This is a genomic window from Bergeyella anatis, from assembly GCF_036016955.1.
Lineage (GTDB): Bacteria > Bacteroidota > Bacteroidia > Flavobacteriales > Weeksellaceae > JAYWXI01.
Window position 1 is genome coordinate 32,618 of sequence record NZ_JAYWXI010000005.1, and the last position, 16,120, is coordinate 48,737.

Sequence of the window (16,120 nt, forward strand, 5' to 3'; positions counted from 1 at the left end):
TAAAACGAAAAACCTATAAAACTAAAGAACGGCTTCACTGAGCCGTTCTTTATTGGTTTATTTTAGGAACCCTTTGTCTTTTAGTAGAGGGGTGATTTCGGGGTCTTTTCCGGTAAACTCTCTGAAGGCTTGGTTCAAGTCCACCGAGTTTCCTACGGAAAGGATGTATTGACGGAAGCGGTCGCCGTTTTCACGGGTCATTCCTCCATGGGTTTTGATGTAATCCCAAGCGGCGGAATTAAGAACGTCGGACCACATATAGGCATAGTACCCTGCCGAATAGCCGCCCCCGAAAATATGGGCGAAGTAGGGCGAGTGGTATCTTGGTGGGACTTGGCTAAGGGTAAATCCGAATCGATCCAATGCCTTTTTTTCAAACTCCAAAGTGGGGAGAAGCTGATTTTCGTCGGTAACAGAATGCCAAGCCATGTCGATGGTTGCAGCCGAAACTAACTCTGTTGTGGCGTACCCTTGGTTGAACGAGCGGGCTTTCTTTATTTTTTCCACCAAGGCTTGGGGCATTGGTTTTTGGGTTTGGTAATGCAGAGCGTAATTTTTCAGAACTTCAGGTTCCAAGGCGAAAAATTCGTTGATTTGCGAAGGGAACTCTACGAAATCCCTTGGGGTTGCCGTTCCGGAAAGGGTGACGTACTTTTGGTTGGCGAAAAGACCGTGAAGAGTATGTCCGAATTCGTGAAACATGGTTTCGACGTCATCGTAAGAAATGAGGGAGGGTTTTCCCGGAGCGGGTTTTTGATAATTGAAGACATTTACGATTACCGGCTTTTGCTTCAATAAGTGGGACTGTTCCACGAAGTTGCTCATCCATGCGCCTCCGCCTTTGTTGCTTCGGGTATAGAAGTCGAGGTAGTATAGGGCCATGGATTTTCCGTCGCGGTCGAAAACCTCGTAGACGGTCACATCAGGATGGTAGACCGGTAAATCGGTTCTTTTCTTGAAAGTGATGCCGTAAAATTTTTCTGCAGCGTAAAAAACCCCTTTTTCCAGTACGGTATTAACTTCAAAATACGGTTTTATTTCGTTCTCGTCGAGGTCGTATTTGGCTTTTCTCACTTGTTCGGCATAGAAATTCCAGTCCCAAGGAGCCAATTCGAAGCCTCCTTTTTGGGCGTCAATCAGGGCTTGGATTTCTTCTTTTTCTTTTTTGGCTGTTTCAACGGCCGGTGTTGCCAGTTGGTGCAGAAGTTTCATGGCTTTGTCTGGCGATTGGGCCATTTGGTCTTGCAGTTTCCATTCGGCAAAAGAGTTTTTCCCTTGGAGTTTGGCTTTTCTTAGTCTCAGACGGGCAATTCTTTCGATGGTTTCTCGGGTATCATTGGCATCTCCTTTTTCGGCTCTATACCAAGAGGCTTTGAAGAGCTTTTCTCTTGTTTTTCGGTCTTTTAGATTTTGGAGCAGAGGCTGTTGGGTGGTATTTAGAAGGGACAGAAGGTATTTTCCTTCCAGTCCGGCGTTTTTGGCGTCGGCAGCAGCTGCAGCGATTTGGTCTTCGGAAAGGCCGTCTAATTCTTTAACGTCGGTAATGACTACGCCTCCTTTTTTTCGAGCTTCCAGTAACTTATTGGAAAACTGGGTGGAAAGGGTGGCCAGTTCGGAGTTGATTTTTTTTAGTTCTTCTTTTTTGTCGGCAGAAAGATTTGCTCCTGCAATTTCGAAACGTTTGAGGTAGTATTCTGTCAGTCTTTTGCTTTCGGCATCCAAACGCGACGTGTCAATGGCTTTGAAACGGGCGTATAGTTTGTCGTTCAGAAAGATTTTGTCCGACTGGGCGGAGAAAATGGGCGCGTATTCCTCTTGTATTTTTTGGAGGGTAGGGTTGGTGTTGGAACCTGATAGATTGTAGAAAATCGTTTGGGCTCTTTGCAGGACCTCGCCGCTGTTTTCCAAGGCGAGTACGGTATTTTCAAAAGTTGGAGCGGCCGGATTGTTGGCTATATTTGCTATTTCGGCAGACTGAACTTTCAGCCCGTAATCGAAAGCGGGTTTATAGTGCTCGTCTTTTATTTTGTCAAATTCGGGTGCTTGGTACTGGAGGGTACTTTTAACCATGAAAGGATTACCGGCAAGTGAGGCCTCGGGGGATGGCAGAGATTGTGCTGTCGGAGCGTTGTTTCTTGATGTGTTCATAGTGGAAGTGCAGGCGGTCAAAGCGGCCAGCGAAGAAATAAAAAATAGGGATGTAATATTTTTCATGTCAAAATTGTTATGTTTTTTGAGTGCTAAAGATACTTATTTTAAATAAATTTGAAAAAAAACAAAAATTATGAAAACAGGAGTAATTACGGTATTGGCGGTTTGGCTTTTGGCGGCTTGTTCCAGCAAAGAAGGAAAGGTTACGGTTCGAGAAAACTTCAATACTTCCGAGTCGTCGGCTTCGTTTACGAAGGGGGACCGGGAGTATACGATGGATTTTGAGGGGATTGAAGTCTCTACGGGCATTGATGCGGAGGTATTTCGTTCGGAGGTGGAAAAAGTGATTTTGGAGGGCGACTCGGAGGTCTTGGATAAGGTGGAGGTTAAAGTGGAGAAAGGTCGTTTGCATATTCGTTTTGCTTCCGGGGTTAATCGGGTTCGTCGGGATCGGGTAAAAGCTCGGATTTATGCGCGAGATATTGTTTTCATTGAGGCTAATTCCGCAGCAGATATTGTTCTAAAGGATAAGTTTGTGCAGGAGAAAATGAGTGTTAGAGCGAGCAGTGCCGGCGAGATCGAAGGGGCGTTGGAGGCGAATGATTTATCGATTCAGGCTTCTAGTAGTGGGGTGTACAAAGGGGATGTTTGGGCGGTTAATCTTTCGGTTTCGACGAGTTCTTCAGGGGAGGTTTCGCTTCAGGGGAAGGCGAAAAATAGTCAAATGGAAGCGTCTTCTTCGGGAGAGATTCAATCGAAAAATTTAGTGACGGAAAAAGCGCTTTTGCAGGCTTCAAGTTCCGGTTCGATTGCGGTGTCGGTATCGGGTGAGGCCAAGGCTTCGGCGAGTTCGAGCGGTTCCGTTAAGGTCGGTCGAACGCAGCCAAACGTACCGGTCCAACGGGATGAAAGCAGTGGAGGAGAGGTGAAAATTCGCTAGGGAAATCGGAACAACAGGTTGAATAAAAAAAGAGCGGTTTTTTAACGGCTCTTTTTTATTAGTAGGTAGTTTTGTTTTTCTTACCAACTTCCAGAGGCTCCACCGCCGCCAAAGCCACCGAATCCGCCACCACCGAATCCGCCAAAGCCACCTCCGCTTCGACTACTTCCACCTCCAAAGCCTCCCGAAGGAAAAGTGAAAACGCCTCCGGGATAGCTTCTTCTTCCTCTTCGAGTGATGATGACGTCGTCTCCTCCGTAGCCACTGCCACCGCCACCGTTTTGCTTGAAAATAAGATAGAGAATCAGCCCTACAATCAATTTAACCACTAATAGAGTGAACAAGAATCTAACAGGATCGGGGTTTTCGTTGGTTTTTTTCGTTGGAGGTATGGGTTTAAATTTTCCCTGAACGGTTTCCATAATGGCAGTGGTCCCGCGGTTGATGCCTTGGTACCATAGTCCTTTTTTAAAATCAGGGACAACGATGTAGTCGATGATTTGCCCGGCGAGTGAGGCGCTCAGGTAGGGTTCGACATCGCGTCCTTGTTGGATGGACAGCGTACGGTCATTAGTGGCAATCAGGAAAACGATGCCGTTGTTGACGGTTTTATTTCTTATTCCCCATTGTTCGCCGAACTGCCAAGCGACGAAATTAACGTCTTCTCCGTTGGTACTCGGGATGATGACCACCTGAATTTGAGTGGAGGTGGAGTCGGCAAAACGAATCAATTTTTCGTTTAAAGCTTCTTTTTCCGATTTTTTCAACAAGCCGGTTTCGTCATAGACGGGGTAGAGTACGTCGGGTTTTTTCGGTACGGTGTACTGGGCAGAACCCCAAAAGATTCCGCAGAAGAACAGTAAAATAACCGATGAAAAATTAAGAAAACGTGATTTCATCCGGGAGTTCGTTTGGATTTTTTTCATTGCTTGGGAAATGTTTTTTGAGTTCGTTTCCCGTTTTCAGGATGGCTTTTTCCAAGGCGGAGCCGAAGTTTCCTTTCGCAAATTCTTCTGTGGTTTCGTCGTGCAGCCGATCCCAAAAATGCTGACAAACTTTTTGGTGAATTCCTGTGTCGCCGATGATGGTGAGGTATTTTTGACTGAAATTAATGTGAAACAAGACGGCATTTTTCTCTGCGGTTTGGTCTTTGCAGAGCAGGGTGAACACCTCGAACGCTTTTTCGGCGTTTCGGCAGAGGGTATTGTTGTCGATGTGCACTCTGATTTCTCCGGTTGTGTTTTGTTCAGCGGTTTTAATGGCGCTGACGATTTGGTCCAGGGCTTCCTCTGGAAGAAAATGATCCATGGTGGTTATTCGTTGGTGAATACTTCAGGGGCTTTTTCGGAACCGGCTTCGGCTTTGTAGTACGGTCTTTCTTTCTTATTGAAGAATCCGGCTAAAAGGTTGTTGGGGAAACGAAGAACCAGATCGTTGTAGTTTTGAACGGCGGTGTTATAGTTTACCGTTTCCGCGCGAATGCTGTTCTCGATGGCGGTGTATTCTCTTTGGAAATTAATGTATTGCTGGTCGGCTTTCAAGTCGGGGTATTGTTCCACGACGGCCATAAGGCGGCTTAGTGCGCCATTAAGCTGACCTTGGGCTTCTTGAAATTTTGCCATGTCGGCTTCGGTCATATTAGTCGGGTCGATGGTGATGCTGGTGGCTTTGCTTCGGGCGTCAATGACACTAACCAAGGTTTCCCGCTCGAATTTGGTGTAGGATTTCAGAGTTCGTTCCAGGTTGGGGATGAGGTTGACTCTTTTTTGGTAGACGGTTTCTACGTTAGACCATTTGGCATTGACATTCTGTTCTTCTTTAACGAAGCTGTTGTAGCTGTCTTTTCCCCAGGAAAAGAAACTAATTCCGATAACCAGTAAGGCGATGCCGAAGATGGCGGCGCTTATGCAACCTTTGTTTTTCATTGTTTTATCTTTTTTATGTTAAATGACATTACCCAAATATACAAATTATGTGCTAATTTTGGGAAAATTTACAAATAGATGATAACAATTGTGGCGGCGTTGGGGTTGAAAAATGAAATTGGTTCTAAAAACCAGTTGCTTTGGCATTTGCCGAGGGATTTGAAACATTTTAAAACCCTGACTCAGGGGCATCCCGTTATTATGGGACGAAAGACGTATGAGAGCATTGGGCGGGCGTTGCCTAACCGTACCAATATTGTGGTTTCTCGACGTTCGGATTGGTTTGAGGAAGGGATTCTTATTGTGGGGAGTCTGAAGGAGGCGCTTAAATTTGCCCAAAAGATTGATTCAGAGGTTTTTGTTCTCGGAGGGGGTAATATCTACGAGCAGACGATGGCGGTGGCCGATCGTTTGGAAATCACCCGAGTGGAGGCAGAGCTTCCTGCGGATACTTATTTTCCTGAAATCGACGAAGCTTGGTGGAAAAAGGTAAGGGAAGAGTGCCATGAGAAGGATGAAAAAAACGAGTACGGAATGTGTTTTATGACTTTTGAACGTGTAGCCGAACCTTCTTAACGGAAACGGAATTTCGCTAAAATGCTTATCTTTGCGGCCGAATCGACTAAAATTTTACAATGAATAAAAACATAAAATTAGTTATTGCAGTTTTGCTTATGGGATTGGGGATTTACATGATGTTCAACCGTAACATTGGGTGGGGCATTGTGGTGTTCTTTTTATCGGCGTTCCCGATTCTTCTTTATTTTAAAAACGAGTATGTTCTGCTGGCGTTTTGGCAGTTAAGAAAACAAAACATGGCTAAGGCGGCGGAATATCTCTCGGGGATACGCAATTACCAATCGCAGTTGCATCGGTCGCAGTATGGTTATTACCATTATCTTCAGGGGTTGACGTTGGCACAGGAGAGTCCGACCAAAGTAGAACCTTTGATGAAAAAAGCATTGGAGTACGGTCTTAATATGAAGCATGACCGGGCAATGGCTAATCTTAACTTGGCGGCTGTGGCTCTATCCAAGGGGCGTCGTCAGGAGGGGCAGCGGTTGCTTGAGGAGGCAAAGCGTCTGGATACTTCGGGCATGATGACGGATCAAATCAAGATGATGAAGGAGCAGTTGAAGATGCCTTCCATGCAGAAACATTTGCATAATCCGCATATGCGGCAAAGAGGGAAATATTTTTAACGTTCTTTTTCAAAGGCATATAATTAATAAAGCTGAAAGATTTTCTTTCAGCTTTGTTTTTGGTGTTGGAGTTTACATTTCGGGGGTTACATTTCGTTGTCGTTATGGTAGCCGTAGAATTTGGGCATTTGCCAATGGTATTTAACGGCAAGGGTTCGTATGGCTACAATAAGCAGAATGGTAACAATTTGGATGAGGGTGGAGGATAGAGAAGTGTAATGCGCCAAAAGCAGGAAGACTCCTCCGCCCACGATGCAGGCTGTGGCGTAAATTTCCTTGCGGAAGATCAGCGGAATACGATTGAGGAGAATATCGCGGATGATACCGCCGAAACAGCCGGTAATGGTGCCCAAAGTCATGCAGATAACGGGGTGTAAATCGGCGTTGATGCCTTTGAGGATGCCTATGATGGTGAACAGTCCCAGTCCGAAACTGTCAAAAATAAACAGGGTAACCTTGAAGTTTTTTTCGATGGATTTAAAGACCATGGAAAAGATAGAAGTAATAAAGATGAGGGAGCATATCCAAAGGTCGTGCATCCAAAAGACGGGAACGTCGAGAAGAAGGTCTCTCACGGTACCGCCGCCAACCGAGGTAACGAAAGCGATAATCAGAACGCCGAACGGATCCAGTCTTTTTTGCATGGCGGCGAAGCTTCCCGACATGGCAAAGGAGATGGTTCCGAGCATTTCGATGATGAAATTAAATGGTTCGTGCATGAATATAGAAGAGGCTGTGAGAGCCTCGGATTAAAGGAGTGAATTACAACCGAACGGATGAAGGGACGAGCAGTTCGTATTCGCCGCCGTGGGTGATGATTTCCCTTACAATGCTGCTGCTGATAAAGGATTTTCCCGAGGAGGTGAGCAGGAAGACGGTTTCGAGTTTTTTATGGGCCATGGTACGGTTGGTGTGAGCGATGGCTTTTTCAAATTCGAAATCGGCGGGGTTTCTCAGACCTCTTAGGATGAACTGGGCGTTTTTTTTGAAACAGTAATCGACGGTAAGTCCTTCAAAATAATCCACTTCCACGTTGTCGAAGTGCGCCACGGCTTTTCGGATGAACTCCATTCGTTTTTCAAGAGGGAACATGTATTTTTTTTGGGAGTTTTGTCCGATGGCGATGATAAGTCGGTCGAACAGGGTGGCGGCTCTTTCGATGATGTCGTAATGCCCTAAGGTGATTGGATCGAATGAACCTGGAAATACGGCTGTTTTCATGTTGTTGGTGTTAAGCGATAGGGGGTTGAGGCCGAGGTTATTTGTTTAAAGCTTTTTCTACTTCGTTGCCGCACAAATCTTTTATGGAAATGCCGTAATGCTGGGCTTGTTGAGGAAGAATGGATGCCGGCGAGAATCCCGGGTTGGTATTCATTTCCAGCATGAAAGGTTCTCCATTAACGATGATGTATTCCGAACGGGAGAAGCCGCTCATGCCGAGCGATTGGTAGGCACGTTTGGCGATGTGTTCCACTTTGGTTTTGGTTTCTTCGTCGATTCGGGCGGGGGTTATTTCCTTTGAGGCTCCGAGGTATTTGGCTTCGTAATCGAAAAATTCTTTTTCGGGGACAATTTCGGTGATGCCTAGGACGATGGGTTCGCCGTTGAAATCCACAACGCCCACGGAAACTTCCATGCCGTCCAAAAAGCTTTCGATGATGATTTCGTCGTCTTCGGCAAAGGCCAAATCGAAGGCATTGGGGAATTCCTCGAGGGTTTTAACTTTTGAAATTCCGAGGGAAGAACCGCTTTGATTGGGTTTTACAAAACAAGGGAGTCCTAATTCGTCGGCGATTTTTTCAGGGGCGATGAGGTCGCCCTTTCTCAAGTAAATGCTTTTGGCGGAAGGGATGCCGTATTTTGCTAAAACCGCCAGCGTATCCTTTTTGTTGAAGGTCAAAGCACTTTGATAGAATCCGCATCCGGTGTATTTTTGGCCGATGGTGTTCCAGTAGGCTTGCAGTTCGCCATTTTCTCCGGGTTTGCCGTGAATGGTGTTGAAACACACGTCAAATTTCAGACGAGAGCCTTCCGGTGTGGTGACGGAAAAATCCTCTTTGTTTAGTGGGATTTTTTGGTCGTTTTCGGTTAGCATGTACCATTCTTCCGCGAGGATGACGACTTTGTAAACATTATAAAGTGTTCGATCCAGAGAATCGAAAATGAGTTGGCCGCTTTTCAGCGAAACTTTATACTCTTCGGAATAGCCTCCCATGACTACGGCTATGTTGTGTTTGTTCATGACAATCGGATTCTGAAAGGGCAAATTTAGTACAAATTGTTTTATCCAGGAGTGGGAAATGCAATTTGTGAGAAAACGGAAGGCGAAAAAAGACGGGGGTGTATTCTGAAAATATTGGTTATATTTGCCCCGACGATTGATTATAAAATAAACGTATGTTAAAGTCGCTTTTCCACTGGAAAGTATTGCTGAATATGTTGCTTGCGGCAGCGGTATTCGCGGGGTTGGTTTGGCTGGCCTTTTATTGGTTGAAGTTCCACACTAACCACGGAAAGGAAATTCCTGTGCCTAATGTGGTCAATATGTCGGTACACAAGGCTATAGAAGCATTGGATGATGCCGGGTTGGACTACGAAGTCGATAGTTTTAAATACGATCCGAAGTACCGTCCTTACCAGGTGCTTCAGATTTATCCGAATCCGGGAGCAAGGGTTAAAGGAGGCCGTGCGATTATCTTGCGGGTGAACCCGAAAACTTGGGCGCCGGTGCAAGTTCCTGATATTTTGGATAAGTATAAAGGTTTGGCTTTTAGGCAGTTGGAAGCGGTAGGGCTTTCTGTGGGCGATACCATCTACGAACCTAATATCCAACGGGATGCGGTAATTCGGATGCAGCGAAACGGAAGTATTTTGAAACCCGGTGTTTTGCTGCCGAGATTTTCGACGATTGATTTGGTGATTGGTACGGGACCAAAGCGTAATGTGACGGTTCCGAATCTTATCGGATTAACTGTTCAGGAGGCTAAGGCGGTCGTGGCTAACAATTTGTTTGAGGTCGGGTTGGTGGAATACGAGGATGGTCGCCAAGATGATTCGTATATTGTTTATTATCAAGATCCCGAGGGAGGTTCTATCCGGGATCAGGGGATGCAGATTGACCTTTGGGCTAGCAGAAAGACGCCGGCCGAAATGGGCGCCAAGATACGTCAGCTTAATTCCATGTACCGTGTGAAGATGGATACTTCCCTTCCTCCGGTAAGGTACGAGGAAATTCCGGTGTACCAACAGCCTGAAACGGTATCGCCAGAGCCTTTACCCCAGCGGACGCCAACGCTTTCGTCGGGCAAGGCTTCGGAAGTGAAGCCTGCGGAGGATTCTAAATCTTCAAAATCTCCGGCTGCGGAACCGGCAAAATCTCCGGAGAAACCGAAAACCAAAAAAGTAATAGTGGAATAAAACAAGCTTAAAAGCTTCAACAAAGGGTTGAGGCTTTTTTTTGCAAAACAACCTATGGAGGATTTTAGAGACGATTATTTTGAGGATGAAACTCAGGGAAGCCAAGCGGAAGCTTCCATTGAAGAAGAAAACGAGGGGCTTTATGAACATTTGTCCATTATGGTGGATCCGGGGCAGGAATTGCTGAGGATTGACAAATACTTGCAGATTTTCAGGCAGAATTCTTCGCGTAACAAAATTTCCCAAACTTGCAGGGCGGGAAATGTGGTGGTGAACGGTAAGCCTGTAAAGCAAAATTACAGGGTGAAGCCGGGGGACGAGATTTCTGTGCTTATGGCAAGGCCTCCTCGGGAAAACGTTGTGGTGCCTCAGGCGATTCCTCTGAATGTGGTTTATGAGGATGAAGATGTTTTGGTGGTAGATAAACCTGCGGGAATGGTGGTGCACCCGGGGCATGGCAATTGGGATGGGACTTTGGTTAATGCATTGGCCTATCGTTTTGAGCAGTCGGGGTTAAAGACCGATTTGGACCGCATAGGGTTGGTTCATCGTATTGATAAGGATACTTCAGGGCTTTTGGTGGTGGCCAAGAACGAGTATGCGTTGAGTCATTTGGCCAAGCAGTTTTTTGACCGTAAAACCCGGCGGCTCTATTGGGCATTTGTTTGGGGGAATCTTTCGGAGGATGAAGGAACGATTCGGGGGCACATCGGGCGGCATTTGAAGAACCGGATGCAGATGGCGGTTTACGAGGACGGAAGCCAAGGAAAACATGCGGTAACCCATTATCGTGTTCTTGAGCGGTTTCGTTATATGACCTGGGTGGAATGTAAGTTGGAGACAGGGCGTACGCATCAGATTAGAGCGCATTTTCGTCATATTGGACATACGCTTTTCAATGATGAGCGTTACGAGGGGCATATTCCGCTTCGGGGGCAGAATCTGCCTAAGTATAAGCAATTCATCCAAAATGTGTTTGAGGTGCTTCCTAGGCATGCGCTGCATGCTCATACACTCGGATTTATTCATCCGGTAACCAAAAAGGAAATGTATTTTGAAAGTCCTATGCCAGAAGATATGGTGCAGGCTGTAGAGAAGTGGCGGACTTATCTGGCGCATAATTGAAGCAATAATTCCTATCTTTGTCCTGAAATACCATCTGTATCGTGAAAAAATTAGCCGTCTTTTTATTATTGCAATGGGGCGTTTGGGGATTAACCCAGGAGACCTTGCCTGTTTATCAACAATACCTTTTGGGCGGAAAGTTCCTCATTAATCCGGCGCACTATGGCGAGACGGATGATGTGGTGCTGCATGGGACTTATCAAAAGCAGTTTTCTAAATTTGATTTGTCGCCTAATGTTCAGACGGTGGGGCTTCATGCGAATGTAATCGACCGGTTGGGAGCGGGAGTGTCTTTTTTCAGGGATCAGAACGGGCCTATTTCGGCCAATGGCATTACGGCGGGAGCCGCTTATTTTATTCCGTTAAGTGATGACGGAGATCGTAGGGATCAGTTCTCTTTCGGTACGGCGGTTAATTTTTACAATATGAATGTGGATTTGGCGATGCTTAATCCGCAACAAAGTGGTGATCCTTTGCTTCAATCGGGGACGAACAGTATTTTTGTGGCTTATGCTAATTTGGGGCTTCAGGCGACTTACAGTCGTTTTTTTGCATGGGTTTCGGTTTTGGATATTCCTTTGTCGAACGACCGTCCTATCGTAAACGGTATTGAGCCTTCTCCGACTAAATATTTATTTAATGCGGGGTACGATTGGGAGTTGGCTGAAGGGGTATCTGTGGAGCCTTCCTTGCTGTTGAATCTCAATACCAATTCTTCTCGGATGTTGGATTTTAATCTTTTGGGAAAGGTTTATGGCGATTCTGGGCTTTTTGCGGCGGGGGTGAGTTTTAGGACGGCAAAGGATAACGTGGGGACCCAGCAGTTGAGCCTTTCGCCACTAATCAAAGGGGAAGCCGGGCGGTTTACTTTTGGTGCGGCGTACCATATGGGACTTTCGCAGATTCAGACTTATGGAGGGAATGGATTTATGTTGAGCGTAGGGTACCGTTTTGAGAATTTCATCAATACCCGAGGGTACCGCTACCGCTAGGTTTTGTTGGGAAGGTGGTGTTATGGTGTTTTTAGTTTAGTAGGGTTGGCGGTTTCATGGTTTATATTCATATTCCTTTTTGCAGGCAGAAGTGCAGCTATTGTAATTTTCATTTTTCGACTTCTCTCCGGTGGAAAGAGCAGATGCTTTTGGCTATTCGGAGAGAGATTGAGCTTAGGGCTGGAGAGTTGAATGCGAAAGTCTTGCCTTCTCTTTATTTTGGTGGGGGGACGCCGTCGCTTTTGTCTGTTTCGGAAATGGGAGGATTAATGGAGGTGCTTCAGCGGTATTATGATTTTTCCGATACGGCTGAAATAACTTTGGAGGCGAATCCGGAAGATCTTTCGACGGATTTTCTTAAAGGGTTGGTTTCGTTGGGGGTTAATCGTCTTTCGGTTGGGATTCAGAGTTTTTTTGACGAGGATTTAAAATTGATGAATCGCTCGCATTCTGGGCAACAGGCGGAAGCGGCGGTGAAGCGTTCGCAGGATGCCGGAATCGAAAATCTCAGCATCGATTTGATCTACGGTTCTCCGGTTTCGGATTTTTCGCAGTGGGAGGCAAATTTGGATCGGGCGGTGGCATTGGAGGTGCCTCATGTTTCTTCGTATGCTTTAACGGTGGAACCTCGAACGGCTCTACAAGCGTGGGTTCAAAAGGGACGGCTTCAGGCTCCTTCGGAAGGAACGCAGAACCGCCAATTTTTTCATATGGTTGATGTTTTGACTCGCGAGGGTTTTGAACATTACGAGATTTCCAATTTTGCTAAGAAAGGATTTCGCTCCAGGCATAATTCGGCGTATTGGAACTATGAACCTTACTTGGGCATCGGGCCTTCGGCTCATTCTTATGACGGAGAGGGACGGCGTAGCTGGAATGTGGCAAATAATGCCCATTATCTTAAGGCCCTTTCGGCGGGGGAACTTCCTTTGGAACAGGAATTTCTTTCGGAGAAGGACCGCTACAACGAATGGTTGATGATTGGGCTTAGAACGGCAGACGGTGTGGATTTGAGCCTTTTGGATACGGCGTTTTCTGAGGAAATACGGCGCCATTACCGTAAAGAGGCAGGGCGTAAGTTGGAGGCAGGGCTTTTAACTGAGGCGCAGGGGCGGCTTAGGATTCCTTCACGGCATTGGTTTATGGCGGATGGGATAGCGTCGGATCTTTTCGTCTTATGATTAAAATTTCTCGGCTTCGGAGAAGTTCTCTGAAATCTTTGTTATTTTTGCATAAAAATAAGTCCACTTGAAAAAGAAAAAACAGGATTATTCGCATTTGTCTTCGGAGCAGCCTATTGGGGTATTCGACTCTGGGGTTGGCGGGTTGGTTTTTGCCAAGGAAATCAAGGAGATGCTCCCCAAAGAGAATCTTATTTATTTTGGCGATACTAAAAATCTTCCCTATGGGGAAAAATCTCGGGAGGCGATTGTAGGTTATGCCACGAAAATCACCCGTTTTTTATTGGAAAAAAATTGCAAGGCGGTGGTTATTGCATGCAATTCGGCTACGGCCAATGCTCTGAACGAAGTGGTGGAGTTGGTGGACGGTCGGGTGCCTGTGATTGACGTGATTAACCCTGTGGCCGAAAAGGTGGCTTATGAAATTCATAATAACGTGGGGGTGATTGCGACAAAGGCGACGGTTAATTCTGGGCTTTATCGTAAGTCCATTCGTAAGCATAATAAGTTCATTAAAGTGGACGAGTTGGCTACGCCTCTTTTGGTTCCGGCGATTGAGGAGGGGTTTAAAAATCATCCGATTACTCATGCGATTATTTACAATTATCTCAGTAACAATAAGCTGAAAAACATCGAGACGCTTATTTTGGGGTGTACGCATTACCCTTTGTTGATGGATGAGATTAAACAATACTATGGCAACCGTGTTCGGGTGATTGATTCTCCGGGGATTGTGGCTAATCAGTTACGAATGATTTTGGAGCAGCATCAGTTGCTTAACGATTCGGCGGCTTTGCCGGAATACCATTTTTACTTATCGGATATTACCAAGAATTTTGAAAAAATTTCGAAAAAATTTTTCGGGAAGAGCATTCGTTTGGAATTGGAAGTGCTTTAGGCCGGGTGTTTTTTTGGGGGGTAAAAGTATGCCATTCCGAGGGGGCCGGGGTGTCTGTTTTTCTGCCAAATTTTCATGGTTGGGTTGGGATTTCTGCCAAATTGAATGCTAAATAGGCCGGAAGGTTTGCTTGGCAAAGTTTTGGAGACGGTGCAGGAGAGATTTTAAACCAAAGAATTTAAAAAACCATAAACAAACATTAAGTTATGTCAGTAAATTTCAAACCATTGGCGGATCGTGTTCTTGTTGAACCGAATGCTGCCGAAACGACGACTGCTTCAGGAATCATCATCCCGGACACTGCGAAAGAGAAACCTCAGGAAGGTACCGTGGTGGCTGTAGGCCCTGGAAAAAAGGATGAGCCGACTACCGTAAAAGTAGGAGATAGAGTTCTTTACGGGAAATACGCCGGAACAGAGTTGAAATTGGAAGGTAAGGATTACCTGATAGTGAAAGAAGGCGATTTGTTGGGGATTGTAGGCTAAGGCTGGTAAACAAATAATGGCTTTTTTCGCAAGAGGGGCAGCGCTTCGGAAATGGCCGTAAAACGAAAACAAAAACAATTCGGCGGGGATTTTCTGCCTGGGGATATCCGCTAAAATCAAAACTAAAAAAATGGCAAAAGACATAAAATTTGATATCGAGTCTAGAGATGCTCTTAAAAGAGGAGTAGATGCTTTGGCAAACGCCGTAAAGGTAACCTTGGGGCCTAAGGGGCGTAATGTGGTCATTGAAAAATCGTTCGGTGCACCTCATGTGACTAAAGACGGGGTTTCCGTAGCTAAGGAAATCGAGTTGGAAGACAAAGTGGAAAACATGGGCGCTCAGATGGTGAAGGAAGTGGCTTCCAAAACCAATGATATTGCCGGAGACGGTACGACTACAGCAACGGTTTTGGCTCAGGCTATCGTGCGCGAGGGCTTGAAAAACGTAGCGGCAGGCGCTAATCCTATGGATTTGAAAAGAGGGATTGATAAGGCTGTAGCCATGGTGGTGGCCAATTTGAAGTCTCAATCTCAGGAGGTTGGGGATTCCAACGAAAAAATCAAGCAGGTGGCTTCTGTTTCGGCTAATAACGACGAGACCATCGGGGCTCTTATTGCGGAGGCTTTCGGTAAGGTTGGTAAAGAAGGCGTTATCACTGTGGAGGAGGCGAAAGGCATCGATACTACCGTTGACGTGGTGGAAGGGATGCAGTTTGACCGTGGATACCAGTCGCCTTATTTTGTGACGAACCCTGAGAAAATGGTAGCGGAGTTGGATAACCCGTACATTCTTCTGGTAGAGAAGAAAATTTCTTCTATGAAGGAGCTTCTTCCTGTGCTTGAACCTGTGGCGCAGGCTGGAAAATCTCTTTTGATTATTTCCGAAGAAGTGGAAGGCGAAGCGTTGGCTACCTTGGTGGTTAATAAATTACGCGGTTCATTGAAGATTGCGGCGGTTAAAGCGCCTGGATTTGGGGATAGAAGAAAGGCGATGTTGGAAGATATTGCTATCTTGACTGGCGGTCAGGTGATTTCCGAAGAGAGAGGTTTCACCATGGAGAACGCTACTATCGATATGTTGGGTACGGCAGAGAAGGTGTCAATTGATAAGGACAACACCACTATCGTGAACGGTGCGGGTAACGAAGCGGAAATCAAAGGTCGAGTTAATCAAATCAAAGCACAGATGGAGACTACGACTTCCGATTACGACAGAGAAAAACTTCAGGAACGTTTGGCTAAATTGGCTGGCGGAGTCGCGGTTCTTTATGTGGGAGCAGCTTCTGAAGTGGAAATGAAGGAGAAGAAGGATCGTGTGGACGATGCGCTTCATGCGACTAGAGCGGCGGTTGAGGAAGGAATTGTTGCTGGAGGAGGTGTGGCGCTTGTAAGAGCGATTGAAGCATTGAACGGAGTGGATGCTTCCAACCAGGACGAATCTACCGGTATTAAGATTGTGAAAAGAGCTATCGAAGAGCCGTTGAGACAAATTGTGGCCAATGCTGGTGGCGAAGGTTCGGTTATTGTTGCGAAAGTGGCCGAAGGGAAAGGCGATTTCGGATACAATGCAAAAACAGACGAGTATGTTAATATGTTGGAGGCCGGAATTATCGACCCGACTAAAGTAACCCGTGTGGCTTTGGAGAACGCGGCTTCCGTAGCAGGAATGTTGTTGACAACCGAGTGCGTGATTACCGAGGTGAAGAAAGACGAGCCTGCGATGCCGCCAATGGGTGGTGGTATGCCGGGAATGATGTAAGAGATTGCATCAGAATTAATGATAAAAAGCTCTGTTCGGGATTTC

Annotated in this window: 17 protein-coding genes; 10 read left to right on the forward strand and 7 right to left on the reverse strand. The window is 46.0% G+C overall.

All coding sequences use genetic code 11. The features are described 5' to 3' along the window. Positions 1-57 precede the first annotated feature (57 nt). Positions 58-2,214 (reverse strand): M3 family metallopeptidase, encoded by a 2,157-nt coding sequence (locus tag VQ048_RS04975; RefSeq protein WP_327610596.1) that lies wholly within the window; start codon positions 2,212-2,214, stop codon positions 58-60. Positions 2,215-2,284: 70 nt separating this feature from the next. Between VQ048_RS04975 and VQ048_RS04980 the strand changes: the two genes are divergently transcribed. After that, entirely contained in the window at positions 2,285-3,091 is an 807-nt protein-coding gene (locus tag VQ048_RS04980; protein ID WP_327610597.1) for a head GIN domain-containing protein, read from the forward strand. Positions 3,092-3,171: 80 nt separating this feature from the next. On the opposite strand, the gene VQ048_RS04985 is transcribed toward VQ048_RS04980, so the two are convergent. The 3 genes from VQ048_RS04985 to VQ048_RS04995 are packed head-to-tail and all read right to left on the reverse strand — an operon-like array spanning position 3,172 to position 5,016. After that, positions 3,172-3,990, reverse strand: coding sequence for a TPM domain-containing protein (locus VQ048_RS04985; RefSeq protein WP_327610598.1), 819 nt, complete (start codon positions 3,988-3,990; stop codon positions 3,172-3,174). After that, complete coding sequence (locus VQ048_RS04990; protein ID WP_327610599.1) at positions 3,971-4,399, reverse strand: TPM domain-containing protein; 429 nt, start codon at positions 4,397-4,399, stop codon at positions 3,971-3,973. Before VQ048_RS04990 ends, VQ048_RS04985 begins: the two co-directional genes overlap by 20 nt. A gap of 5 nt (positions 4,400-4,404) precedes the next feature. After that, positions 4,405-5,016, reverse strand: a complete 612-nt coding sequence (locus VQ048_RS04995) for a LemA family protein (protein ID WP_327610600.1) — start codon at positions 5,014-5,016, stop codon at positions 4,405-4,407. A 78-nt stretch (positions 5,017-5,094) separates the two neighbouring features. On the opposite strand from VQ048_RS04995, the gene VQ048_RS05000 reads away from it, so the two are divergent. Beyond that, a complete protein-coding gene (locus tag VQ048_RS05000; RefSeq protein WP_327610601.1) occupies positions 5,095-5,592 on the forward strand; it encodes a dihydrofolate reductase in 498 nt (165 codons plus the stop codon). A gap of 59 nt (positions 5,593-5,651) precedes the next feature. Beyond that, a complete protein-coding gene (locus tag VQ048_RS05005) occupies positions 5,652-6,218 on the forward strand; it encodes a DUF2892 domain-containing protein (protein ID WP_327610602.1) in 567 nt (188 codons plus the stop codon). 86 nt (positions 6,219-6,304) lie between these two features. Here the strand turns inward: VQ048_RS05005 and VQ048_RS05010 are convergent, their stop codons facing one another. Genes VQ048_RS05010 through VQ048_RS05020 form a run of 3 tightly spaced genes read right to left on the reverse strand, consistent with a single transcriptional unit; the run spans position 6,305 to position 8,460 of the window. Beyond that, the gene (locus VQ048_RS05010) at positions 6,305-6,937 is read right to left on the reverse strand and encodes a trimeric intracellular cation channel family protein (protein WP_327610603.1); all 633 of its coding nucleotides are present in this window, start codon (positions 6,935-6,937) and stop codon (positions 6,305-6,307) included. Between the two features lie 43 nt (positions 6,938-6,980). Next, positions 6,981-7,439: a pantetheine-phosphate adenylyltransferase gene (gene coaD / locus VQ048_RS05015; RefSeq protein WP_327610604.1), complete on the reverse strand. Its 459-nt coding sequence runs from the start codon at positions 7,437-7,439 to the stop codon at positions 6,981-6,983. A gap of 37 nt (positions 7,440-7,476) precedes the next feature. Then, entirely contained in the window at positions 7,477-8,460 is a 984-nt protein-coding gene (locus VQ048_RS05020) for a D-alanine--D-alanine ligase (RefSeq protein ID WP_327610605.1), read from the reverse strand. Between the two features lie 155 nt (positions 8,461-8,615). Here VQ048_RS05020 and VQ048_RS05025 point away from each other — a divergent pair, with 155 nt between their 5' ends. From VQ048_RS05025 to groL, 7 genes are all read left to right on the forward strand, one after another. Further along, entirely contained in the window at positions 8,616-9,635 is a 1,020-nt protein-coding gene (locus VQ048_RS05025; protein WP_327610606.1) for a PASTA domain-containing protein, read from the forward strand. A 54-nt stretch (positions 9,636-9,689) separates the two neighbouring features. Next, positions 9,690-10,760: an RluA family pseudouridine synthase gene (locus VQ048_RS05030; RefSeq protein ID WP_327610607.1), complete on the forward strand. Its 1,071-nt coding sequence runs from the start codon at positions 9,690-9,692 to the stop codon at positions 10,758-10,760. A gap of 41 nt (positions 10,761-10,801) precedes the next feature. Continuing rightward, on the forward strand, positions 10,802-11,752 hold the full coding sequence (locus tag VQ048_RS05035; protein ID WP_327610608.1) for a PorP/SprF family type IX secretion system membrane protein: 951 nt from the start codon (positions 10,802-10,804) through the stop codon (positions 11,750-11,752). 56 nt (positions 11,753-11,808) lie between these two features. After that, complete coding sequence (gene hemW / locus VQ048_RS05040; RefSeq protein ID WP_327610609.1) at positions 11,809-12,933, forward strand: radical SAM family heme chaperone HemW; 1,125 nt, start codon at positions 11,809-11,811, stop codon at positions 12,931-12,933. Positions 12,934-13,000: 67 nt separating this feature from the next. Further along, the gene (murI, locus tag VQ048_RS05045; protein WP_327610610.1) at positions 13,001-13,831 is read left to right on the forward strand and encodes a glutamate racemase; all 831 of its coding nucleotides are present in this window, start codon (positions 13,001-13,003) and stop codon (positions 13,829-13,831) included. Between the two features lie 206 nt (positions 13,832-14,037). Continuing rightward, complete coding sequence (locus VQ048_RS05050; RefSeq protein WP_327610611.1) at positions 14,038-14,316, forward strand: co-chaperone GroES; 279 nt, start codon at positions 14,038-14,040, stop codon at positions 14,314-14,316. Positions 14,317-14,446: 130 nt separating this feature from the next. After that, complete coding sequence (gene groL, locus VQ048_RS05055; RefSeq protein WP_327610612.1) at positions 14,447-16,075, forward strand: chaperonin GroEL; 1,629 nt, start codon at positions 14,447-14,449, stop codon at positions 16,073-16,075. Positions 16,076-16,120: the final 45 nt, after the last annotated feature.

Excerpts from the sequence above, each read along its gene's own strand:
- VQ048_RS04975 (WP_327610596.1), bottom strand. The coding sequence starts at position 2,214 with ATGAAAAATATTACATCCCTATTTTTTATTTCTTCGCTGGCCGCTTTG.
- VQ048_RS04980 (WP_327610597.1), top strand. The coding sequence starts at position 2,285 with ATGAAAACAGGAGTAATTACGGTATTGGCGGTTTGGCTTTTGGCGGCT.
- VQ048_RS04985 (WP_327610598.1), bottom strand. The coding sequence starts at position 3,990 with ATGAAATCACGTTTTCTTAATTTTTCATCGGTTATTTTACTGTTCTTC.
- VQ048_RS04990 (WP_327610599.1), bottom strand. The coding sequence starts at position 4,399 with ATGGATCATTTTCTTCCAGAGGAAGCCCTGGACCAAATCGTCAGCGCC.
- VQ048_RS04995 (WP_327610600.1), bottom strand. The coding sequence starts at position 5,016 with ATGAAAAACAAAGGTTGCATAAGCGCCGCCATCTTCGGCATCGCCTTA.
- VQ048_RS05000 (WP_327610601.1), top strand. The coding sequence starts at position 5,095 with ATGATAACAATTGTGGCGGCGTTGGGGTTGAAAAATGAAATTGGTTCT.
- VQ048_RS05005 (WP_327610602.1), top strand. The coding sequence starts at position 5,652 with ATGAATAAAAACATAAAATTAGTTATTGCAGTTTTGCTTATGGGATTG.
- VQ048_RS05010 (WP_327610603.1), bottom strand. The coding sequence starts at position 6,937 with ATGCACGAACCATTTAATTTCATCATCGAAATGCTCGGAACCATCTCC.
- coaD (WP_327610604.1), bottom strand. The coding sequence starts at position 7,439 with ATGAAAACAGCCGTATTTCCAGGTTCATTCGATCCAATCACCTTAGGG.
- VQ048_RS05020 (WP_327610605.1), bottom strand. The coding sequence starts at position 8,460 with ATGAACAAACACAACATAGCCGTAGTCATGGGAGGCTATTCCGAAGAG.
- VQ048_RS05025 (WP_327610606.1), top strand. The coding sequence starts at position 8,616 with ATGTTAAAGTCGCTTTTCCACTGGAAAGTATTGCTGAATATGTTGCTT.
- VQ048_RS05030 (WP_327610607.1), top strand. The coding sequence starts at position 9,690 with ATGGAGGATTTTAGAGACGATTATTTTGAGGATGAAACTCAGGGAAGC.
- hemW (WP_327610609.1), top strand. The coding sequence starts at position 11,809 with ATGGTTTATATTCATATTCCTTTTTGCAGGCAGAAGTGCAGCTATTGT.
- VQ048_RS05050 (WP_327610611.1), top strand. The coding sequence starts at position 14,038 with ATGTCAGTAAATTTCAAACCATTGGCGGATCGTGTTCTTGTTGAACCG.
- groL (WP_327610612.1), top strand. The coding sequence starts at position 14,447 with ATGGCAAAAGACATAAAATTTGATATCGAGTCTAGAGATGCTCTTAAA.